Source organism: Beijerinckia sp. 28-YEA-48 (assembly GCF_900104955.1).
Classification (GTDB): domain Bacteria; phylum Pseudomonadota; class Alphaproteobacteria; order Rhizobiales; family Beijerinckiaceae; genus Terripilifer.
Genome location: NZ_FNSI01000001.1, coordinates 1,625,741 through 1,640,244 on the forward strand (window position 1 = coordinate 1,625,741; position 14,504 = coordinate 1,640,244).

Sequence of the window (14,504 nt, forward strand, 5' to 3'; positions counted from 1 at the left end):
CCTAGCGGAGATTAGGCAATGCCGCCAGCAAGGCGCAGCCACGCGGCGACAACCGATAGCCGACCCGCAGGCTTTCGGTGAGGCCGAGATCTTTCAGCTTGCGAACCCGCCGCTTGAACAGTGCCTTGTCCATGCCCAACGCATCAGCCAACTCGCCGGCGGCGACATCGTTGCGGCGATCGATCAGCCGCAGAGTGTTGAGCGACCACGGCCCGTCCGGCGTCCGGTCGAAGCGGCTTAAACAGTCGCGCAAGGCGGAGATTTCCTCGGCTTTGAGCGTCGCTTGCGCCCGCAAGGCCACACGGTCATCAGCGCCAAGCCACTCAAAGACGATTTTATAAAGCTGCCCCTCTCGCTGTTTCGCCAGATCGGCGAGCAAATCCGTGCGATTGGCAAATCCGGCCCGTTTCGCGTCCTGCCCGGTCGTCGCATCGAGATCGACAGGTTCAACCTGACGGATTGCCAGCACCCCGATCGCCGTCCTCAGGGTTCCACCAGGTTTAACGGTCGGCTTGCGCCAGCGCCGGAACGCCAGCGTCACCTGCCCCTGCCGGATCGCATCGAGAACGGCGGACCTGAACAGCATGAAGCGCGGCTTATGAGAACAATTTGCCGTAAATATCTGGCTTGAAGCCGACCGTCAGCTTCCCGTCGACATCAAGCACCGGCCGTTTGATCATCGACGGCTGCGCCAGCATCAGCGCGATGGCTTTCTTCTCGTTGAGCCCTTCCCTGTCCTTCTCGGGCAGTTTGCGGAAGGTAGTGCCGGCGCGATTGAGCAGAGTCTCCCAGCCGACAACGCCGGCCCATTTCTCCAGCGAGGCTTTGTCGATCTCTGACGCCTTATAATCGTGAAACTGATAGGCAACGCCGTGTTCATCGAGCCAGGTGCGCGCCTTCTTCATCGTGTCGCAGTTCTTGATGCCGTAGATCGTAATCGCCTTCGTCTTGCCCATCGTCCTCTCCTGTTGATTCTGACTATGACGTCATGAACGGAGTGTCGGCAAGGTTTGACAGCGGGTTTGCAGCCAGCAATGCAGCGGCGAATCCGTTGTTATCCATGCGACGCGCAGGCGCAGTCACATTTCGCCACACCCATTAGATCTCGCTGAAAACAATTGTAATTTTGACCATTGTCGTAAGACGTGCAACAATGTCGCAATATCGCCGCGCTCTGTGACGTGGTTAGCGTCGCAGCAGTCCCGGCGAACACGTTGGGAAAGACGCGAGCGACACATGTTCGACCATCTCGATCCCGTTCTGCTGGCCCGCATCCAATTCGCCTTCACGGTCAGTTTCCATTTTATCTTTCCCGCTTTCTCGATCGGCCTCGCCAGCTATCTGGCTGTGCTCGATGGTTTGTGGCTGTGGACGGGCAAGCAGCTCTACTTCGATCTGTTCAAATACTGGCTGAAGATCTTCGCCGTGACTTTCGGCATGGGCGTCGTCTCGGGCATCGTGATGTCCTATCAGTTCGGCACCAATTGGGCGGTGTTTTCCGACAAAGCCGGCCCGGTGATCGGCCCGTTGATGGCCTATGAAGTGCTTACAGCCTTCTTCCTCGAAGCGGGCTTTCTCGGCGTCATGCTGTTTGGCCTCAACCGCGTCGGTAAAAATTTGCACTTCGCTGCGACGCTCATGGTTGCCGTTGGCACATTCATCTCGGCCTTCTGGATTCTCTCGGCCAATAGCTGGATGCAGACACCGACAGGCCATGAGATCGCCGCCAACGGCCAGTTCGTCCCGGGACCGAGCTGGTGGGCGATCATCTTCAATCCAAGTTTTCCCTATCGGCTCGTCCACACCGTCATCGCCGCCTATCTGACGACCGCGCTGGTGGTTGGCGGCGTCGGCGCCTGGCATTTGCTGCGCCGCCGCGACGATCCACGCACCCGCAAAATGTTCTCCATGGCGATGTGGATGGCGGCCATTGTCGCGCCGATCCAGATCTTCGCCGGCGACATGCATGGCCTCAACACGCTGGAACATCAGCCCGTGAAAGTGATGGCCATGGAGGGGCACTATGACAGCCACCCTGATGGTGCGCCGCTGATCCTATTCGGCATTCCCAACAGCGCCGAGAAGCGTGTCGACTACAAGATCGAGATTCCGAAACTGTCGTCGCTGATCCTCAAGCACGATCTCAACGCGCCGCTGGCCGGCCTCGACACGGTGGCCGACGATCGTAAGCCGCCGGTCGGCATCGTCTTTTGGTCGTTTCGCATCATGGTTGGCCTCGGCATGCTGATGCTGCTTCTGGGCCTGTGCAGCCTGTGGGCGCGCTGGCGCGGCCGGCTCTACGACTGGCCGCTGCTGCATCGCTTCGCCATCGTCATGGGACCATCGGGCTTCGTCGCGGTGATTGCCGGCTGGGTGACAACGGAAGTCGGTCGCCAGCCCTGGACCGTCTATGGCCTGTTGCGCACCGCCGAAAGCGCTTCGCCGCTCGCGGCCTCCGCCGTCGCCACCTCGCTGCTGGCCTTCGTCATCGTCTACTTCATCGTGTTCGGCCTGGGCGTCTGGTACTTGCTACGGCTGATGGCGAGCCCGCCGATGAGCGGCGAATCCGAGCCCGAGACAGGGCCGTCGCGCGCCGCCGGGCTCACGCCTGCCCCGGCCGTCGCCAGCAAATCCTTCCGGAGGTGAGATCGTGAGTGCATCTCTTATCGATCTGCCGATGATCTGGGCCTTTATCATCGCCTTCGCCGTCTTCGCTTACGTGGTGATGGACGGGTTCGATCTCGGCATCGGCATTCTCTTCCCGGCCTTCGCCGTCGGCGATGAGCGCGACCAGGCGATGAATTCCATCGCCCCGGTCTGGGATGGCAACGAGACCTGGCTGGTGCTGGGCGGCGGCGGATTGTTCGCCGCCTTTCCCCTCGCCTTCGCCATCATCATGCCGGCGGTCTATCCCCTGATCATCGCGATGTTGCTCGGCCTGGTGTTTCGCGGCGTCGCCTTCGAGTTCCGCTTTCGCGATCCGGGCCACCGGCCCTATTGGGACGCGGGCTTCACCATCGGCTCCGTCGTCGCGGCCTTCTCGCAAGGCATGATCCTGGGCGCCCTGCTGCAAGGCATCACCGTCGAGAATCGCTCTTATGGTGGCGGTTGGCTCGACTGGCTGTCGCCCTTCAGCCTGCTCACCGGCGTCAGCACAGTGATTGGCTATGCGCTGCTCGGCGCCACCTGGCTGATCTGGAAAACCGAAGGACGGGCACAGGAACATGCGCGGCGCCTGGCGTGGCGGTTCTTCATTGGCACGTTGGTCGCCATCGTCGCCGTCAGCCTGGCGACGCCGTTCCTCGCTTTTGGCTATTACCAGCGCTGGTTCACCTTCCCCAATGTCCTGGCGACAGCGCAGGTACCGCTGCTGACGGCTATCCTTGCCGGCTTGTTCTGGCTGGCCATGCGCAAGGGACACGAGACCTGGCCATTCTTTCTGGCGTTGGCGCTCTTCCTGATCTGTTTCGCCGGCCTCGGCGTCAGCATGTATCCCTATGTCGTGCCCGATAAGGTAACGATCTGGGATGCGGCGGCGCCTCACCGCAGCCAGTCGTTCATGCTGATCGGCGTCGTGATCATCATGCCACTCATTCTCGCCTATACCGCGTGGGCCTATTGGGTGTTTCGCGGCAAGGCCGGCGCGGAGGGCTATCACTGATGGCGGCGCCCATGCAGCCGCAAGCGCCGTTGTGGCAGCGGCTATTGTGGATGGCCGCGATCTGGCTGGTCAGTATCACGGCCTTGGGCATCGTCGCCTATGGCATCCGCTTCTGGCTCAAGGGCTGAAGCGGATGCGATATCGGAAAGTGCTGGGCTAGGCCTGTTTGCTACGGGCCGCCAGGCCAAGGCCGATCCAAGCAGCGCCGGCAAACACAAGGTCGATGCCCAGGAAAATGCCGAGCGCATAGAGCCCCGACAGCGGCCAGCGCGCCAGCAGGATCACACCCAGCGCCAAGGTCACAAGACCTGACAGACTAACCCAGATCCACGGCGACTCGCTCTTCATGTTGAACGCCAGAACGATGCGCAAGATGCCCGATACGACAAGCGTGACGCCTAGCATCAAGGTCAATGCCGTCGCCGCCAGCAAGGGGTTGAGATAGCAAATCACGCCCGAGGCGATGTAGAGCACCCCAAGCAGCAGCCAGAGGATGAACTTGCCCCAACTCTTGAATTGGAAGGAATTGATAATCTCGAAGACACCCGAGAGTATCATCATGAAACCGACGATGAGTACGCTCACCACCGTCGCCATGACGACACTGCCGAGGGCGACCACGCCGGCGATGGTGTAGACCACGCCGAGCGCGACGATCCAGCCCCATTTGGCTTTCAACAAGGCAAAGGGGGCTGGCAGTGGCGTTTGGGGATTCGAGCTAGCGGATGATGCGTCGGTCATAGCCTCACCTCCTGATTCAGCGAACGCCCTACGATGCGACGAAAGCTGGCCCGAGGCAAATAGCCGACGCGCCGGCCATTATTTCTTCCAAATCGCCGGATCGGCCGTCACCGCGCCGTTGACCAGGACGATTTTGGTGGCGTCGCCGCGAATGCCGAAGTCGTTATCGTTAATCAGCATCAGGGTGCCGTCTTCGAGGATGGCCATGCCCTCGATCTTCTCCGGCGCATCCTTGATGTCGCGGAACGTGTCGAGGCGAAGCGTCTTGGTGACTGGCGTGACGTTCAACGGCCCAAGGTCATTCTGCTGTTCCAGCGACGGCGAGGTGGCCACCTCGTCCCACTTGCTGCCCAGAATATTGGTGGCGCCATCGAGGGTGATCTCGAACAGCTTCGTGGTCTTCTCGGTGCGCTCCAGCACCAGAATACGATCGGTGCCGAGCGCCAGGATTTCCGAGATGCGCGGCTCGTTCTGGCGCGGCGACGGATCGAAGCCGAAGGATTGCGGATCGGCGAGCTGATAGACCCATTCACCGACAACCTTGCCGGCCTGACGATCGAACTTGAAGAAGCGCGTGTTGCGCGCGGCCTGATAAGCCTTGGCGTCGGGATTGGCGAGCGGATTCTGCACCATGAAATAGAGGAAAGCCTCGTCGGGCGATACAGCGATGCCCTCGATGCCGCGATTGCCCTGGCGCTTCGTCAGGATCGCCGGCAGATCGGCGACGATCTTGGCTTCCGCATCCTTATAGTCAGCTGCCGCATCGGTCGGCACATGGCGCTCAAGAATGCGGCCGTCGGCGGACAGATGGGCGATGGAAGGACCCATTTCCTCGCCGATCCAGAACGTGCCGTCGGACAGACGGACGATGCCCTCGAGATCGACGTTGTCGGGATCGTCGGGCAAGACCTTGCCGGTCATGTCCATGCCGGTGTCCTTGGTGGCCTTGGTCTGCGGATTAAGGAGACCGGTGATCGTCGCGCCTGACTTGGCCTTGCGCAGCGGGATCGTCTCGAGCAGCTTGAACGTGCCCTTATCGCGATCGAGTTCGAGCTTGTAGATCGACGGCACGTAGTCGGGAGTCGGATAGATGCGGCCGTTGGAAAGCTTGCGGCAGGTCTGCGCGATTTCCTCGCCGAGGATCGCTGGCGCCTCGCTACAGGTCATGTTCGGGCCACGATCGCCCGTGGTCCACACCACATTCGGCGGATCGCTGCGATGACGGAAGGCGCCGGAGCCGACACCCAGCGTATAGGCGCCCGTCTTGCCGTTCGGCAGCGTCACCGTCTTCCACACGAATTTCGGATCCTCGGAGGAAAAAATGCGCGATTGAATGGTTTGGGCGGCGGCCTGGCTGCCGAAAGCAGCGATCGACAGCGCGACCAGGGACAGCGAAGCAAACAGGGAAAGCGGACGGTTCATCATGGCGCTCCAGATACGGTGGCGCGGCTATGGCGGGGCCCGATGACAGGCGGATGACGATCATTCTCGTCCGTCCACCCGGCACGGACTTTCCCCCTTAAACCGTGCGGTTGCGGCCAGCGGCGAGGCCAAACAGGGCCTGAACCAGCGTCACGACCACCATGGCGATCAACGGTACCGTCCAATTGTGCGCAAAATCATGCAGGAAGCCAAAGGCTAGCGGGCCCATCGCGGCCACCAGATAGCCGATCGACTGCGTCATGACCGACAAAGACGCCGCGCGATAATGATCAGACGCGCGCAGCCCGATGAAGGCGAGCGCCAGAACGAAGCAGACGCCGCTGCCCAGCCCCATCAGCAGCACCCACAGATAGGCGATGCCGGGCATCAGGATCATTCCCATGAGCGCGGCCGAGATCAGCAGCGAGGCGAAAAACACGAACAGCTTTTGATCCGACGCCAATCTCAGGAGCGGCGGAATGCTGATGCCGACCACCAGCGAAATGAGCTGAAACAGCGTGATCAGAAAGCCTGCGTTCTCCGCCGAATAGCCCATGTCCTGCAAGATCGCCGGGAACCAACCAATCGTCATATAGAACGTCATGGACTGCAGGCCCATGAAGGCGGTGATCTTCCAGGCCAGCGACGAGCGCCAGACCGAGGTGCGCGGCACGCGCACAATGTTTTTCTCACCCGGCGTCCGCCAAGCCGGTGGCAGCCAGACGATCAAGGCTACCACGGAGAAGATCGACCATGCCGCCAGAGCCGCTCGCCAGCCGCCGGGCAGCCAATTGGACAACGGCACGGCAAGCCCTGACGCGATGGCCGAGGTCAGCCCCAACGCCATGGCATAGAGCGTGGTCGTGCTCTGCACACGGTTGGCATAATCGCGTTTGATGACACCGGGAATAAGAACATTGGCGATGGCAATACCGGCAGCCAACATGATCGTGCCGCCGAACAACGCGATGACGGAGCCCTGCGAGCGCAAGAGCAAGCCAGTGGTCAGCGCCAACATCGACACCACCAGAGTTCGCTCCAACCCAAACCGACGCCCCAACTGCGCCAGCGGCGAGAAGCATGCGAAAGCCAGCAGAGGCAGACTGTTCAACAGGCCAGCGGCCGTCACCGAAATGCCGACGCCCTGTCTGATCTCTTCAAGGAGCGGGCCGACGCTGGTCAGCGCCGGCCGCAAATTGGAGGCCAGCAATACCAGGGCAAAGATCGGTATCGCGGCCGCCGTGTTGTTGCTTTTGTGTTTCATCATGATCCAGCCCGCAGGAATACGGGGCGCAGGCTGAAAAGGAAACCCCTTGCGCGCCCTGGTTATTCGCTGCGGCGATAGAGCGTCCAGGCGATGCACGCGACAAAGGATTCATAGACTTCGCGCTTCTCTAAAAGAATACGATCAAAGGCGCGGCCGGCACGCTGATCGTCACAACGGCGATAACGCCCCAGCCTGCACTATTCGTTTTTCGACAATGCGAATGGAGCGGCGTGAACAACGCGACGCCGACATAACCACGAACAGCAGACCGCGGACGATCCGGGTTGCGGTCTCACATCCCACCTTCACCCAGATCGTTCAGCAACCCCCGCGGTGCCGAGCGCGATCGTGAGGCCGCGCTGCGCCAAGCCGCGAAGACCACTCCCTTGAGAGCGGCCCCTCTTCCAACATTCTCATGGCGCGATCGGTCCGCCACATCCTGCGGTCTGACCGACGCCAGAAAGTTGCGATCTCGTTGGAGCGGCCGGATTACGCGTCTCCGCATGCGGTTGTGGGCGGACGCCATACCGGCCAAAAAACCGCCTTGACAATCACTATATGATATCACAATCATAATACGATAAGACCACAGGGAGGCCCGCTGGGCTGGTCGCACGTGCCGAAAGACAATTCTGACGCAACATTCAGCCTGCGCGCCTATCGGCGCATGGCCCACATTCGCGGTTTCGAAGATCTGTGCATGCAGTTCAGCGAGGCTGGGCTGGCGGTCGGATCCATCCATCTGTGCGCCGGCCAGGAGGCCATTCCGGTCGGCACCCTGGAGGCGCTCGGCGACGAAGACCGCATTTCGGCGACCTATCGCGGCCACGGCTGGGCGCTGGAGGTCGGCATCGACCCCTTTGCGGCGATGAGCGAGATCTGCCATCGCGCCACCGGCATCAACGGCGGGCGGGCCGGCTCGGCGCTGATGATCGCGCCTGAGCATCGCTTCATCGGCGAAAACTCCATTGTCGGTGCGGGCTTTCCCATCGCCGCTGGCGTCGCGCTGGCGCAGAAGCTGCAGAAAACCGGCGGTATTTCCGTTGTCAGCATCGGCGACGGCGCCATGAACCAGGGATCGGCGCACGAGGCGCTGGTCTTCGCCAGCCTGAACAAGCTGCCGGTTCTATTCATCTGCGAGAACAATGGCTGGGCCGAGATGACCCCGTCCGATCAGGTGGCGCCGGTACCGCGCCAGGCCCGACGCGCCGGCGCCTATGGCATCAAGGCGGCGACCGTCGATGGCGGCGATCCGGTGGCGGTGCGCGACAGCGTCGCGATGGCCCGTCAGCAATTGCTGGAAGGCAACGGGCCGATCTTTCTCGAATTCGAAACCGTTCGCCTCTGGGGCCACTATAATAAGGACGGGCAACATTATCGTCCGAAGGACGAATGGGACGCGGCGCAAGCCAAGGATCCCCTAGCCCGACTGCGCCACAAGCTGATCGAGACGGATGCGAGCCTCGCCCGCGAGCTTGATACGATCGACGCCGAGGTGAAGCAGGACATCGAGTCCTTGCGGCAGCGCGTCGAAGCGGCGCCGCTGCCAAATCCCGCCACGGCCAGAGACCACATCATCGGCGCCCTGCCCGCATCCAAGCCGCGTCCGGCGCGCCGGAGCGCGCCAACCGAGACCACCTATGGCAATGCCGTGACCATGGCGTTGAAACAGGAATTGCAGGAGCGGCCGGAGCTTCTCGTCTATGGCGAGGATGTCGGCGGCGGTGGCGGCATTTTCGGCTGCACGCGCACATTGCAAAAGAGCTTCGGCAAGGAGCGCGTGTTCGACACGCCGATTTCCGAAAGCGCCATTCTCGGCTCGGCGCTCGGCGCCGCCATGATGGGCCTGCGGCCGGTGGTCGAGATCATGTGGGCCGACTTCATGCTGGTGGCGATCGACCAGATCATCAACCAGATGACCAATCTGCGCTACATCACCCAGGGCAAGGCCTCGGCACCCTTGGTCGTGCGCATGCAGCAGGGCACGACGCCAGGCTCCTGCGCCCAGCATTCGCAATCGCTCGAAGCCCTGTTGTTTCACATCCCCGGCCTGCGCATCGGCCTGCCGTCGACGGCGCAGGATGCCTACGACATGCTGCGGGCGGCGATCGCCAATGACGATCCGACCATCATCATTGAATCCAGAGTCTTCTATCAGCGCAAAGAGATGGCCAGCCTTGAGGGCCCGGTCGAACCGATCGGCGGCCTGCGCCAGCGCCGTGCCGGCAAGGACATCGCTTTGGTCAGCTGGAGCACTGGCATGCCGGTGATCGAGAACGCGGCGGAGGAGCTGGCGAAACTCGGCATCGACGCGGCGGTGATCGACCTGCGCTGGCTCTCGCCCCTGCCCGAGGCTGAATTGATCGCGGCAGTGCGCGCGGCGGGCGAAACCGCTCTGATCGTGCATGAGGCTAATCTGACTGGTGGCGTCGGCGCTGAACTCGCCTGCCGCCTTCACGACGCCGGCCTGACGCGCGTGGCGCGGCTGGCGACGCCTGATGTGCGCATGCCTGCCTCACCTGTGTTGCAGGCGCAATTGCTACCGAACGCCGCCAAAGTGGTGGCGCAGGTCAAAGCGCTTTTAGGGAGCGACAGCAGCGTCGTGCGGGCTGTGGCGGAATAAGCCCGTGTTGGGAGAGACACGAGCCTATTCTTTCTAAAGGAGCGCGCTAGGGACGCGCGGGGAATAAGGGAGGGAAAGTTATGAGCATTACACGACGCCGTATTCTACAAGCGGGCGCAGCCAGCACGTCTCTGTGTTTTGCCCCAGCCGTTCACGCTCAGGCGAAAACAACGGTGCGTTACGCGACCTTGAACGCCGGCATCAGCGTGATCTTCGACGAATATCTGAAAGCAAAACGCTTCGATACAAAACACGGCCTCAATATCGAACTCGCCACCGCCTACACATCCGTACCGAGCTATTACAGCGATTTCATCGCCGGCAGTTTCGATCTCGCCATCGGCGCCTGGGACAGCTTTAAAGGCATGTCCGACAAAGGCGTCCCGGTGAAACTGGCCTCGATCTTCACCACCGCCGACATCATCAATATCGTCGCCGGCAAGAACGGCCCGCAGTCGGCCAAGGAACTCAAGGGCAGGCCTCTCGCCGCCGTCGTCGCCACCGGCTCTTATAATATGTGCCGGGCGGTTCTGAAAAACGCCTATGGCGTCGAACTCGGCAAGGACATGCCGGTGCAGAATGTGCCGAACCCGGTCCAGGCGGTCGCGATGGTTGTGTCTGGCAATGTCGACGCGGCCCTGTCCTGGGAGCCCAATATCATCGGCGCTTTCGAAAAAGTGCCCGATCTGCGCGCTATTTTCAATCTCGGCCGCGAATATGAAAGCCGCCAGAAGCGCCCGCTTCCCTATTTCGGCCTGGCCCTGCGCAAGGAAGCGATCGCCCGCGATCCGGACCTGCCCAAACGCGTCGATGCGACGTGTCACGACCTCGTTGCCGCGATCAACGCCAACCCTTCGGAGATCTACAGCATCGCGGCGCCGAAGCTCGGCTTGAAAGTGGCCGATATGGTCGCGGCCCATGAAGCTGGACGCCTGAAATTCCTCAACCTGTCGATGCTGACCGAAGACGGCCGCGAGTCTATTCGCGCCGCCCAGGCTTACATTGATGAGAAGAATCCGAAGATCAATCCGGACTTTTTCCCGAGCTGACGGTCTCGTTGAACCCTTCGCATAAGAGTGGCCCATGACAATCGAAGTGATGCAGGAAAAACCCGCACTGCCGCGCCTTCCCAAGCACGAGCGCTATGCGGGCATTGTCACCGCGCTGGCGATCGTCGTGCTGTTGCAGATCGCCAGCATGGTCGCGCCGCATTATATCGCGCCGCCGCCAGCTGACATCATCAGCAGCCTGTGGAACAAACTGCTGCCGCTCTATGGCGACATGCTCCTCACCCTCGGCCGGCTGGCGCTGGCCCTGGGTTGCGCCATGCTCATTGGTACCGGCGTTGGCCTCGCGATGGGCATGTTTCCCACCGCGCGGCCCTATCTGCGCTCGCTGATCGTGATCGATACGGGCATCCCGGCCCTCTCCTGGATGCTGATCGCCGTGTTCTGGTTCCGCATGCCGGAGCTGCGCATCTTCTTCATCCTGCTGGTCATCGTCATTCCCTTCTATGCGCTTGGCGTGGCCGATGCCATTCGCGCCATGCCCAAGGACCTTTTGGAAATGTGCGAAAGCTTCCGGCCAAACCGTTGGCAGGTGCTGCGCTACCTGATCGTTCCCCATGTCATGCCCTATATTTTCGCCACCACGCGCTCGGTGATCGGCTATGCGACGCGCATGATCATCTTCGCCGAACTGATCGCGGCAACGGCTGGCATCGGTGCGCAGATGGGCCTGGCCCAGGCCAATTTCGACATCGCCACCATCCTCGCCTGGACGATCCTGCTCGTCGGGCTCAACATCGTGCTGCAACAGCTGGTGACGTGGGTGGAACAATATGTGCTCAGCTATCGCCAGACGATCGAGGTGCGCTGATGCAAGCCGCTCAAATGACCACTGACCTTCCCGCCATTCAACTCCAACAGGTCGGCGTCTCCTTCGGTGACGTCGTCGCAATCCAGAACCTGTCCTTCGCCGTCGAACGCGGCGAGATCGTCTCCTTCCTTGGCCGCACGGGTGCGGGCAAGTCGACCGCGCTCAATCTCATCATGGGCAATCTGGCGCCGACGCGCGGCGAAGTACGGGTGATGGGCATCGATCCCAAGGCGGAGTTTCAGCAATTGCGCCGCGTGATTGCTGTTGGTTTCCAGACCGACCGGCTGATGCCCTGGCGCACGGCGCTCGAAAATGTCGAGCTCGGTCTCCAGATCCTGCACGAAGAGAAGTCGCAGACACGTAAGACAGCGACCGAATGGCTGGCGCGGGTTGGCCTTGAGCGCGCCGCCAACCTCTACCCGCATGAACTGTCAGGCGGCATGCGCCAGCGTGTCAGCCTGGCGCGCGCGCTCGCCATCGATCCGGAAATCCTGCTGCTCGACGAATGTTTCAGCCAGCTCGATCATGTGACGTCGCAAGTTCTGCGCGCCGACATCAGCCGGCTGATCCGCGAATTACGCAAGACCTGCCTGTTCGTCACCCATCGCATTGATGACGCCATCGAGATGGCGGATCGCATCCTGGTCTTCGGCGCGCCGGCAAAGCTGCTGCTCGAACATCGCCCCACCGAAGCCGACCGCACCGATGCGGCCGCTTTCAAAATTCTCCACGACCTGATCGCCGAGAAACTCGGCATTATTGAATAAGGGGAAACCCACATGCTCAGCGAACAAGACAACCGCCTCCTGACGCAAACCGGCGAAGGCACCCCGATGGGGCATATGTTCCGGTTCTTCTGGCAGCCCGCTTTGCTGTCGGAAGAATTGCCGGAGCCCGATTGCCCGCCGCGTCGGGTGAACATGCTGAATAAATATATGATCGCCATCCGCGACAGCGCCGGCAAGGCACAGCTCATCACACCCACCTGCCCGCATCGCGGCGCCGATCTGTTCTTCGGCCGCGTCGAGGAAGGTGGCATCCGCTGCGTCTACCACGGCTGGAAGTTCGACGTGAACGGGCGCTGCCTCGACGTGCCGACCCTGCCCGACAACGGCCAGCGGCAAAAGATGTGCGAGAAGATCCAGCTTGAGACGTTCCCGACCCGCGAGGCCGGCGGCATCATCTGGGTCTATCTCGGGCCTGCCGAGCAGATGCCGGAGTTTCCTGAGTTCGAATTCACGCAACTGCCGGGAACCCATACCTTCGCGTCGAAGAAATTCCAGGAGTCGAACTGGGCGCAGGCCTGCGAAGGCGGCCTCGATACGGCGCATTTCTCCTTCCTTCACCTACCGATCGACAAGAACCGGCAGCAGGTCACGGGGTCGGAGTTCGTTGGCCAATCCTCGGCCGACGAGCGGCGGCTGCAATGGATCCGCAATGACGGCGCCGTGCGCTTCTCCATCATCCCTCATGAAGCTGGCCTCGTTCTGGGCGGCGCCCGCCATGCCGATCCTGGCGACACCTATTGGCGCGTCAGCCAATTCCTGATGCCCAATCACGGTCTCGCGCCAAATGCGCTGCCAGGCGAAACCATGCACGGTCAATGCTGGGTTCCGATCGACGATACGTCGCACTGGATCTTCACCTACAGCTGGAATCCTGACCGCCCCCTCGGCACAGAGGAAGTCAAACGCTTCCGTTCCGGCGCGTCGATCCATTCCGAGGTCGATGAAAATTATGTGGCCTACCGCAACAAGGCGAATGACTTCCTCATCGACCGCGTCGATCAGAAGAACAAAAGCTTCACCGGCATCAAAGGCGTGTCGGAGCAAGATGCGGCCATCCAGATCAGTCAAGGGGTCATCGCCGATCGGACCAAGGAACATCTCAATTCGTCCGACCTCGGCGTGGTGCAGTTCCGCCGCTTCATTCTCGACGCGGCGCGGGTGCTCGACAACGAAGGCCTTTTGCCAATCGCCCATGCACGTCCCGATCTCTATCGGCTGCGGTGCGGCAGCCATGTCTGTTCAGATCAGATCAAGTTCGAGGACGTGATGGTGGAGCGGTTCGGCAACAAGCTCGGTCTGGCGCCAGACGTCCCCCCTCAACACACGCAGCAGGTCGCGGAGTAATCAAGATGAACATAGCAGCCACCACTCGCCCTTCCTTCAAGCAGCGCATCGTCTCGGGCGAATTCGTCTGCGGCATCTTCGCCTGCATTCCGACGTTCCAGACGATCGAGATCCTCAGCCACACCAATATCGATTATCTGGCGATCGAGGCGGAACATGCGGCCACCAATATTCCGATCCTGCATCAGCAGATCGTTGCGGCCGGTGGGCGCAAGCCTATCCTGGTGCGCATCAGCTCGGAGCATGTCGATACGTTGAAGCCGCTGCTCGATCTCGGCGTCGATGCCATCATGGTTCCCAATGTGCACACGGCCGAGCAGGCTCGCCACATCGTCTCGCTCACACGTTTTGGGCCGGAAGGCCGGCGCGGCATCGGCGGCAGCGTGCGCGCCGCCATGTGGGGCCTCGACAAGAATTACTATCGCAGCGGCCCCTCGCCCATTGCCGTGACCGTGCAGATCGAAAGCCGCGAGGCGCTGGAGAACCTGAAAGACATCTGCAGTGTCGAAGGGGTCGATGCGGTCTTCTTCGGGCCGAACGACCTTGCCGCACAGCTCGGCTTCCCTGGCCAGCCGAATGCGCCAGAGGTGCGCAAGGCGCTTGAGGACGGCATGCAATTGGCCCGCCAATGCGGCGTCATGACCGGCTGCCTGGCGGCCGCCGCCGACATTGCTCACTGGCGCAAGTTCGGCGGCACATTCTTCATCAGCGGCGCCGATATCGGCGTGCTCATGCAAGGCACCAATGCGATCGCCGCCACCGTGGCCCAGGGCGCCTGAC

General features: G+C 61.6%; 14 protein-coding genes. 9 read left to right on the forward strand and 5 right to left on the reverse strand.

All coding sequences use genetic code 11. The features are described from left to right. Position 1 precedes the first annotated feature (1 nt). Together BLW50_RS07685 and BLW50_RS07690 are read right to left on the reverse strand one after the other, a co-directional pair. Positions 2 to 586 (reverse strand): ASCH domain-containing protein, encoded by a 585-nt coding sequence (locus tag BLW50_RS07685; RefSeq protein ID WP_090699873.1) that lies wholly within the window; start codon positions 584 to 586, stop codon positions 2 to 4. Positions 587 to 596: 10 nt separating this feature from the next. Next, positions 597 to 956: an ArsC family reductase gene (locus BLW50_RS07690; RefSeq protein WP_090699875.1), complete on the reverse strand. Its 360-nt coding sequence runs from the start codon at positions 954 to 956 to the stop codon at positions 597 to 599. A 280-nt stretch (positions 957 to 1,236) separates the two neighbouring features. On the opposite strand from BLW50_RS07690, the gene BLW50_RS07695 reads away from it, so the two are divergent. The 3 genes from BLW50_RS07695 to BLW50_RS07705 are packed head-to-tail and all read left to right on the forward strand — an operon-like array spanning position 1,237 to position 3,789. Beyond that, positions 1,237 to 2,646 carry a cytochrome ubiquinol oxidase subunit I gene (locus tag BLW50_RS07695; RefSeq protein ID WP_090699877.1) on the forward strand — a complete coding sequence of 470 codons (1,410 nt, stop codon included), beginning with the start codon at positions 1,237 to 1,239 and terminating at the stop codon, positions 2,644 to 2,646. A 31-nt stretch (positions 2,647 to 2,677) separates the two neighbouring features. After that, the gene (gene cydB, locus BLW50_RS07700) at positions 2,678 to 3,661 is read left to right on the forward strand and encodes a cytochrome d ubiquinol oxidase subunit II (protein ID WP_090699880.1); all 984 of its coding nucleotides are present in this window, start codon (positions 2,678 to 2,680) and stop codon (positions 3,659 to 3,661) included. Next, positions 3,661 to 3,789: a DUF2474 family protein gene (locus tag BLW50_RS07705; RefSeq protein WP_090699883.1), complete on the forward strand. Its 129-nt coding sequence runs from the start codon at positions 3,661 to 3,663 to the stop codon at positions 3,787 to 3,789. The genes cydB and BLW50_RS07705 overlap by 1 nt, the downstream gene beginning before the upstream one ends. Positions 3,790 to 3,817: 28 nt before the next feature. On the opposite strand, the gene BLW50_RS07710 is transcribed toward BLW50_RS07705, so the two are convergent. From BLW50_RS07710 to BLW50_RS07720, 3 genes are all read right to left on the reverse strand, one after another. Next, positions 3,818 to 4,402: an HdeD family acid-resistance protein gene (locus BLW50_RS07710; RefSeq protein WP_090699887.1), complete on the reverse strand. Its 585-nt coding sequence runs from the start codon at positions 4,400 to 4,402 to the stop codon at positions 3,818 to 3,820. A 78-nt stretch (positions 4,403 to 4,480) separates the two neighbouring features. Then, positions 4,481 to 5,824: an esterase-like activity of phytase family protein gene (locus BLW50_RS07715; RefSeq protein WP_170850043.1), complete on the reverse strand. Its 1,344-nt coding sequence runs from the start codon at positions 5,822 to 5,824 to the stop codon at positions 4,481 to 4,483. A gap of 97 nt (positions 5,825 to 5,921) precedes the next feature. Next, positions 5,922 to 7,091, reverse strand: a complete 1,170-nt coding sequence (locus tag BLW50_RS07720) for an MFS transporter (protein ID WP_090699894.1) — start codon at positions 7,089 to 7,091, stop codon at positions 5,922 to 5,924. A gap of 616 nt (positions 7,092 to 7,707) precedes the next feature. Between BLW50_RS07720 and BLW50_RS07725 the strand changes: the two genes are divergently transcribed. From BLW50_RS07725 to BLW50_RS07750, 6 genes are all read left to right on the forward strand, one after another. Next, positions 7,708 to 9,714, forward strand: a complete 2,007-nt coding sequence (locus tag BLW50_RS07725; RefSeq protein ID WP_210186050.1) for an alpha-ketoacid dehydrogenase subunit alpha/beta — start codon at positions 7,708 to 7,710, stop codon at positions 9,712 to 9,714. Positions 9,715 to 9,794: 80 nt separating this feature from the next. After that, positions 9,795 to 10,763, forward strand: a complete 969-nt coding sequence (locus tag BLW50_RS07730) for an ABC transporter substrate-binding protein (protein ID WP_139267522.1) — start codon at positions 9,795 to 9,797, stop codon at positions 10,761 to 10,763. A gap of 34 nt (positions 10,764 to 10,797) precedes the next feature. Then, positions 10,798 to 11,592, forward strand: a complete 795-nt coding sequence (locus BLW50_RS07735) for an ABC transporter permease (protein WP_244544161.1) — start codon at positions 10,798 to 10,800, stop codon at positions 11,590 to 11,592. Beyond that, complete coding sequence (locus BLW50_RS07740) at positions 11,592 to 12,359, forward strand: ABC transporter ATP-binding protein (protein WP_244544162.1); 768 nt, start codon at positions 11,592 to 11,594, stop codon at positions 12,357 to 12,359. Before BLW50_RS07735 ends, BLW50_RS07740 begins: the two co-directional genes overlap by 1 nt. A 12-nt stretch (positions 12,360 to 12,371) precedes the next feature. Further along, on the forward strand, positions 12,372 to 13,724 hold the full coding sequence (locus BLW50_RS07745) for a Rieske 2Fe-2S domain-containing protein (RefSeq protein WP_090699906.1): 1,353 nt from the start codon (positions 12,372 to 12,374) through the stop codon (positions 13,722 to 13,724). A gap of 5 nt (positions 13,725 to 13,729) precedes the next feature. Beyond that, complete coding sequence (locus tag BLW50_RS07750; protein WP_090699909.1) at positions 13,730 to 14,503, forward strand: HpcH/HpaI aldolase family protein; 774 nt, start codon at positions 13,730 to 13,732, stop codon at positions 14,501 to 14,503. Position 14,504: the final 1 nt, after the last annotated feature.

Excerpts from the sequence above, each read along its gene's own strand:
- BLW50_RS07685 (WP_090699873.1), bottom strand. The coding sequence starts at position 586 with ATGCTGTTCAGGTCCGCCGTTCTCGATGCGATCCGGCAGGGGCAGGTG.
- BLW50_RS07690 (WP_090699875.1), bottom strand. The coding sequence starts at position 956 with ATGGGCAAGACGAAGGCGATTACGATCTACGGCATCAAGAACTGCGAC.
- BLW50_RS07695 (WP_090699877.1), top strand. The coding sequence starts at position 1,237 with ATGTTCGACCATCTCGATCCCGTTCTGCTGGCCCGCATCCAATTCGCC.
- cydB (WP_090699880.1), top strand. The coding sequence starts at position 2,678 with ATGATCTGGGCCTTTATCATCGCCTTCGCCGTCTTCGCTTACGTGGTG.
- BLW50_RS07705 (WP_090699883.1), top strand. The coding sequence starts at position 3,661 with ATGGCGGCGCCCATGCAGCCGCAAGCGCCGTTGTGGCAGCGGCTATTG.
- BLW50_RS07710 (WP_090699887.1), bottom strand. The coding sequence starts at position 4,402 with ATGACCGACGCATCATCCGCTAGCTCGAATCCCCAAACGCCACTGCCA.
- BLW50_RS07715 (WP_170850043.1), bottom strand. The coding sequence starts at position 5,824 with ATGAACCGTCCGCTTTCCCTGTTTGCTTCGCTGTCCCTGGTCGCGCTG.
- BLW50_RS07720 (WP_090699894.1), bottom strand. The coding sequence starts at position 7,091 with ATGATGAAACACAAAAGCAACAACACGGCGGCCGCGATACCGATCTTT.
- BLW50_RS07730 (WP_139267522.1), top strand. The coding sequence starts at position 9,795 with ATGAGCATTACACGACGCCGTATTCTACAAGCGGGCGCAGCCAGCACG.
- BLW50_RS07735 (WP_244544161.1), top strand. The coding sequence starts at position 10,798 with ATGACAATCGAAGTGATGCAGGAAAAACCCGCACTGCCGCGCCTTCCC.
- BLW50_RS07740 (WP_244544162.1), top strand. The coding sequence starts at position 11,592 with ATGCAAGCCGCTCAAATGACCACTGACCTTCCCGCCATTCAACTCCAA.
- BLW50_RS07745 (WP_090699906.1), top strand. The coding sequence starts at position 12,372 with ATGCTCAGCGAACAAGACAACCGCCTCCTGACGCAAACCGGCGAAGGC.
- BLW50_RS07750 (WP_090699909.1), top strand. The coding sequence starts at position 13,730 with ATGAACATAGCAGCCACCACTCGCCCTTCCTTCAAGCAGCGCATCGTC.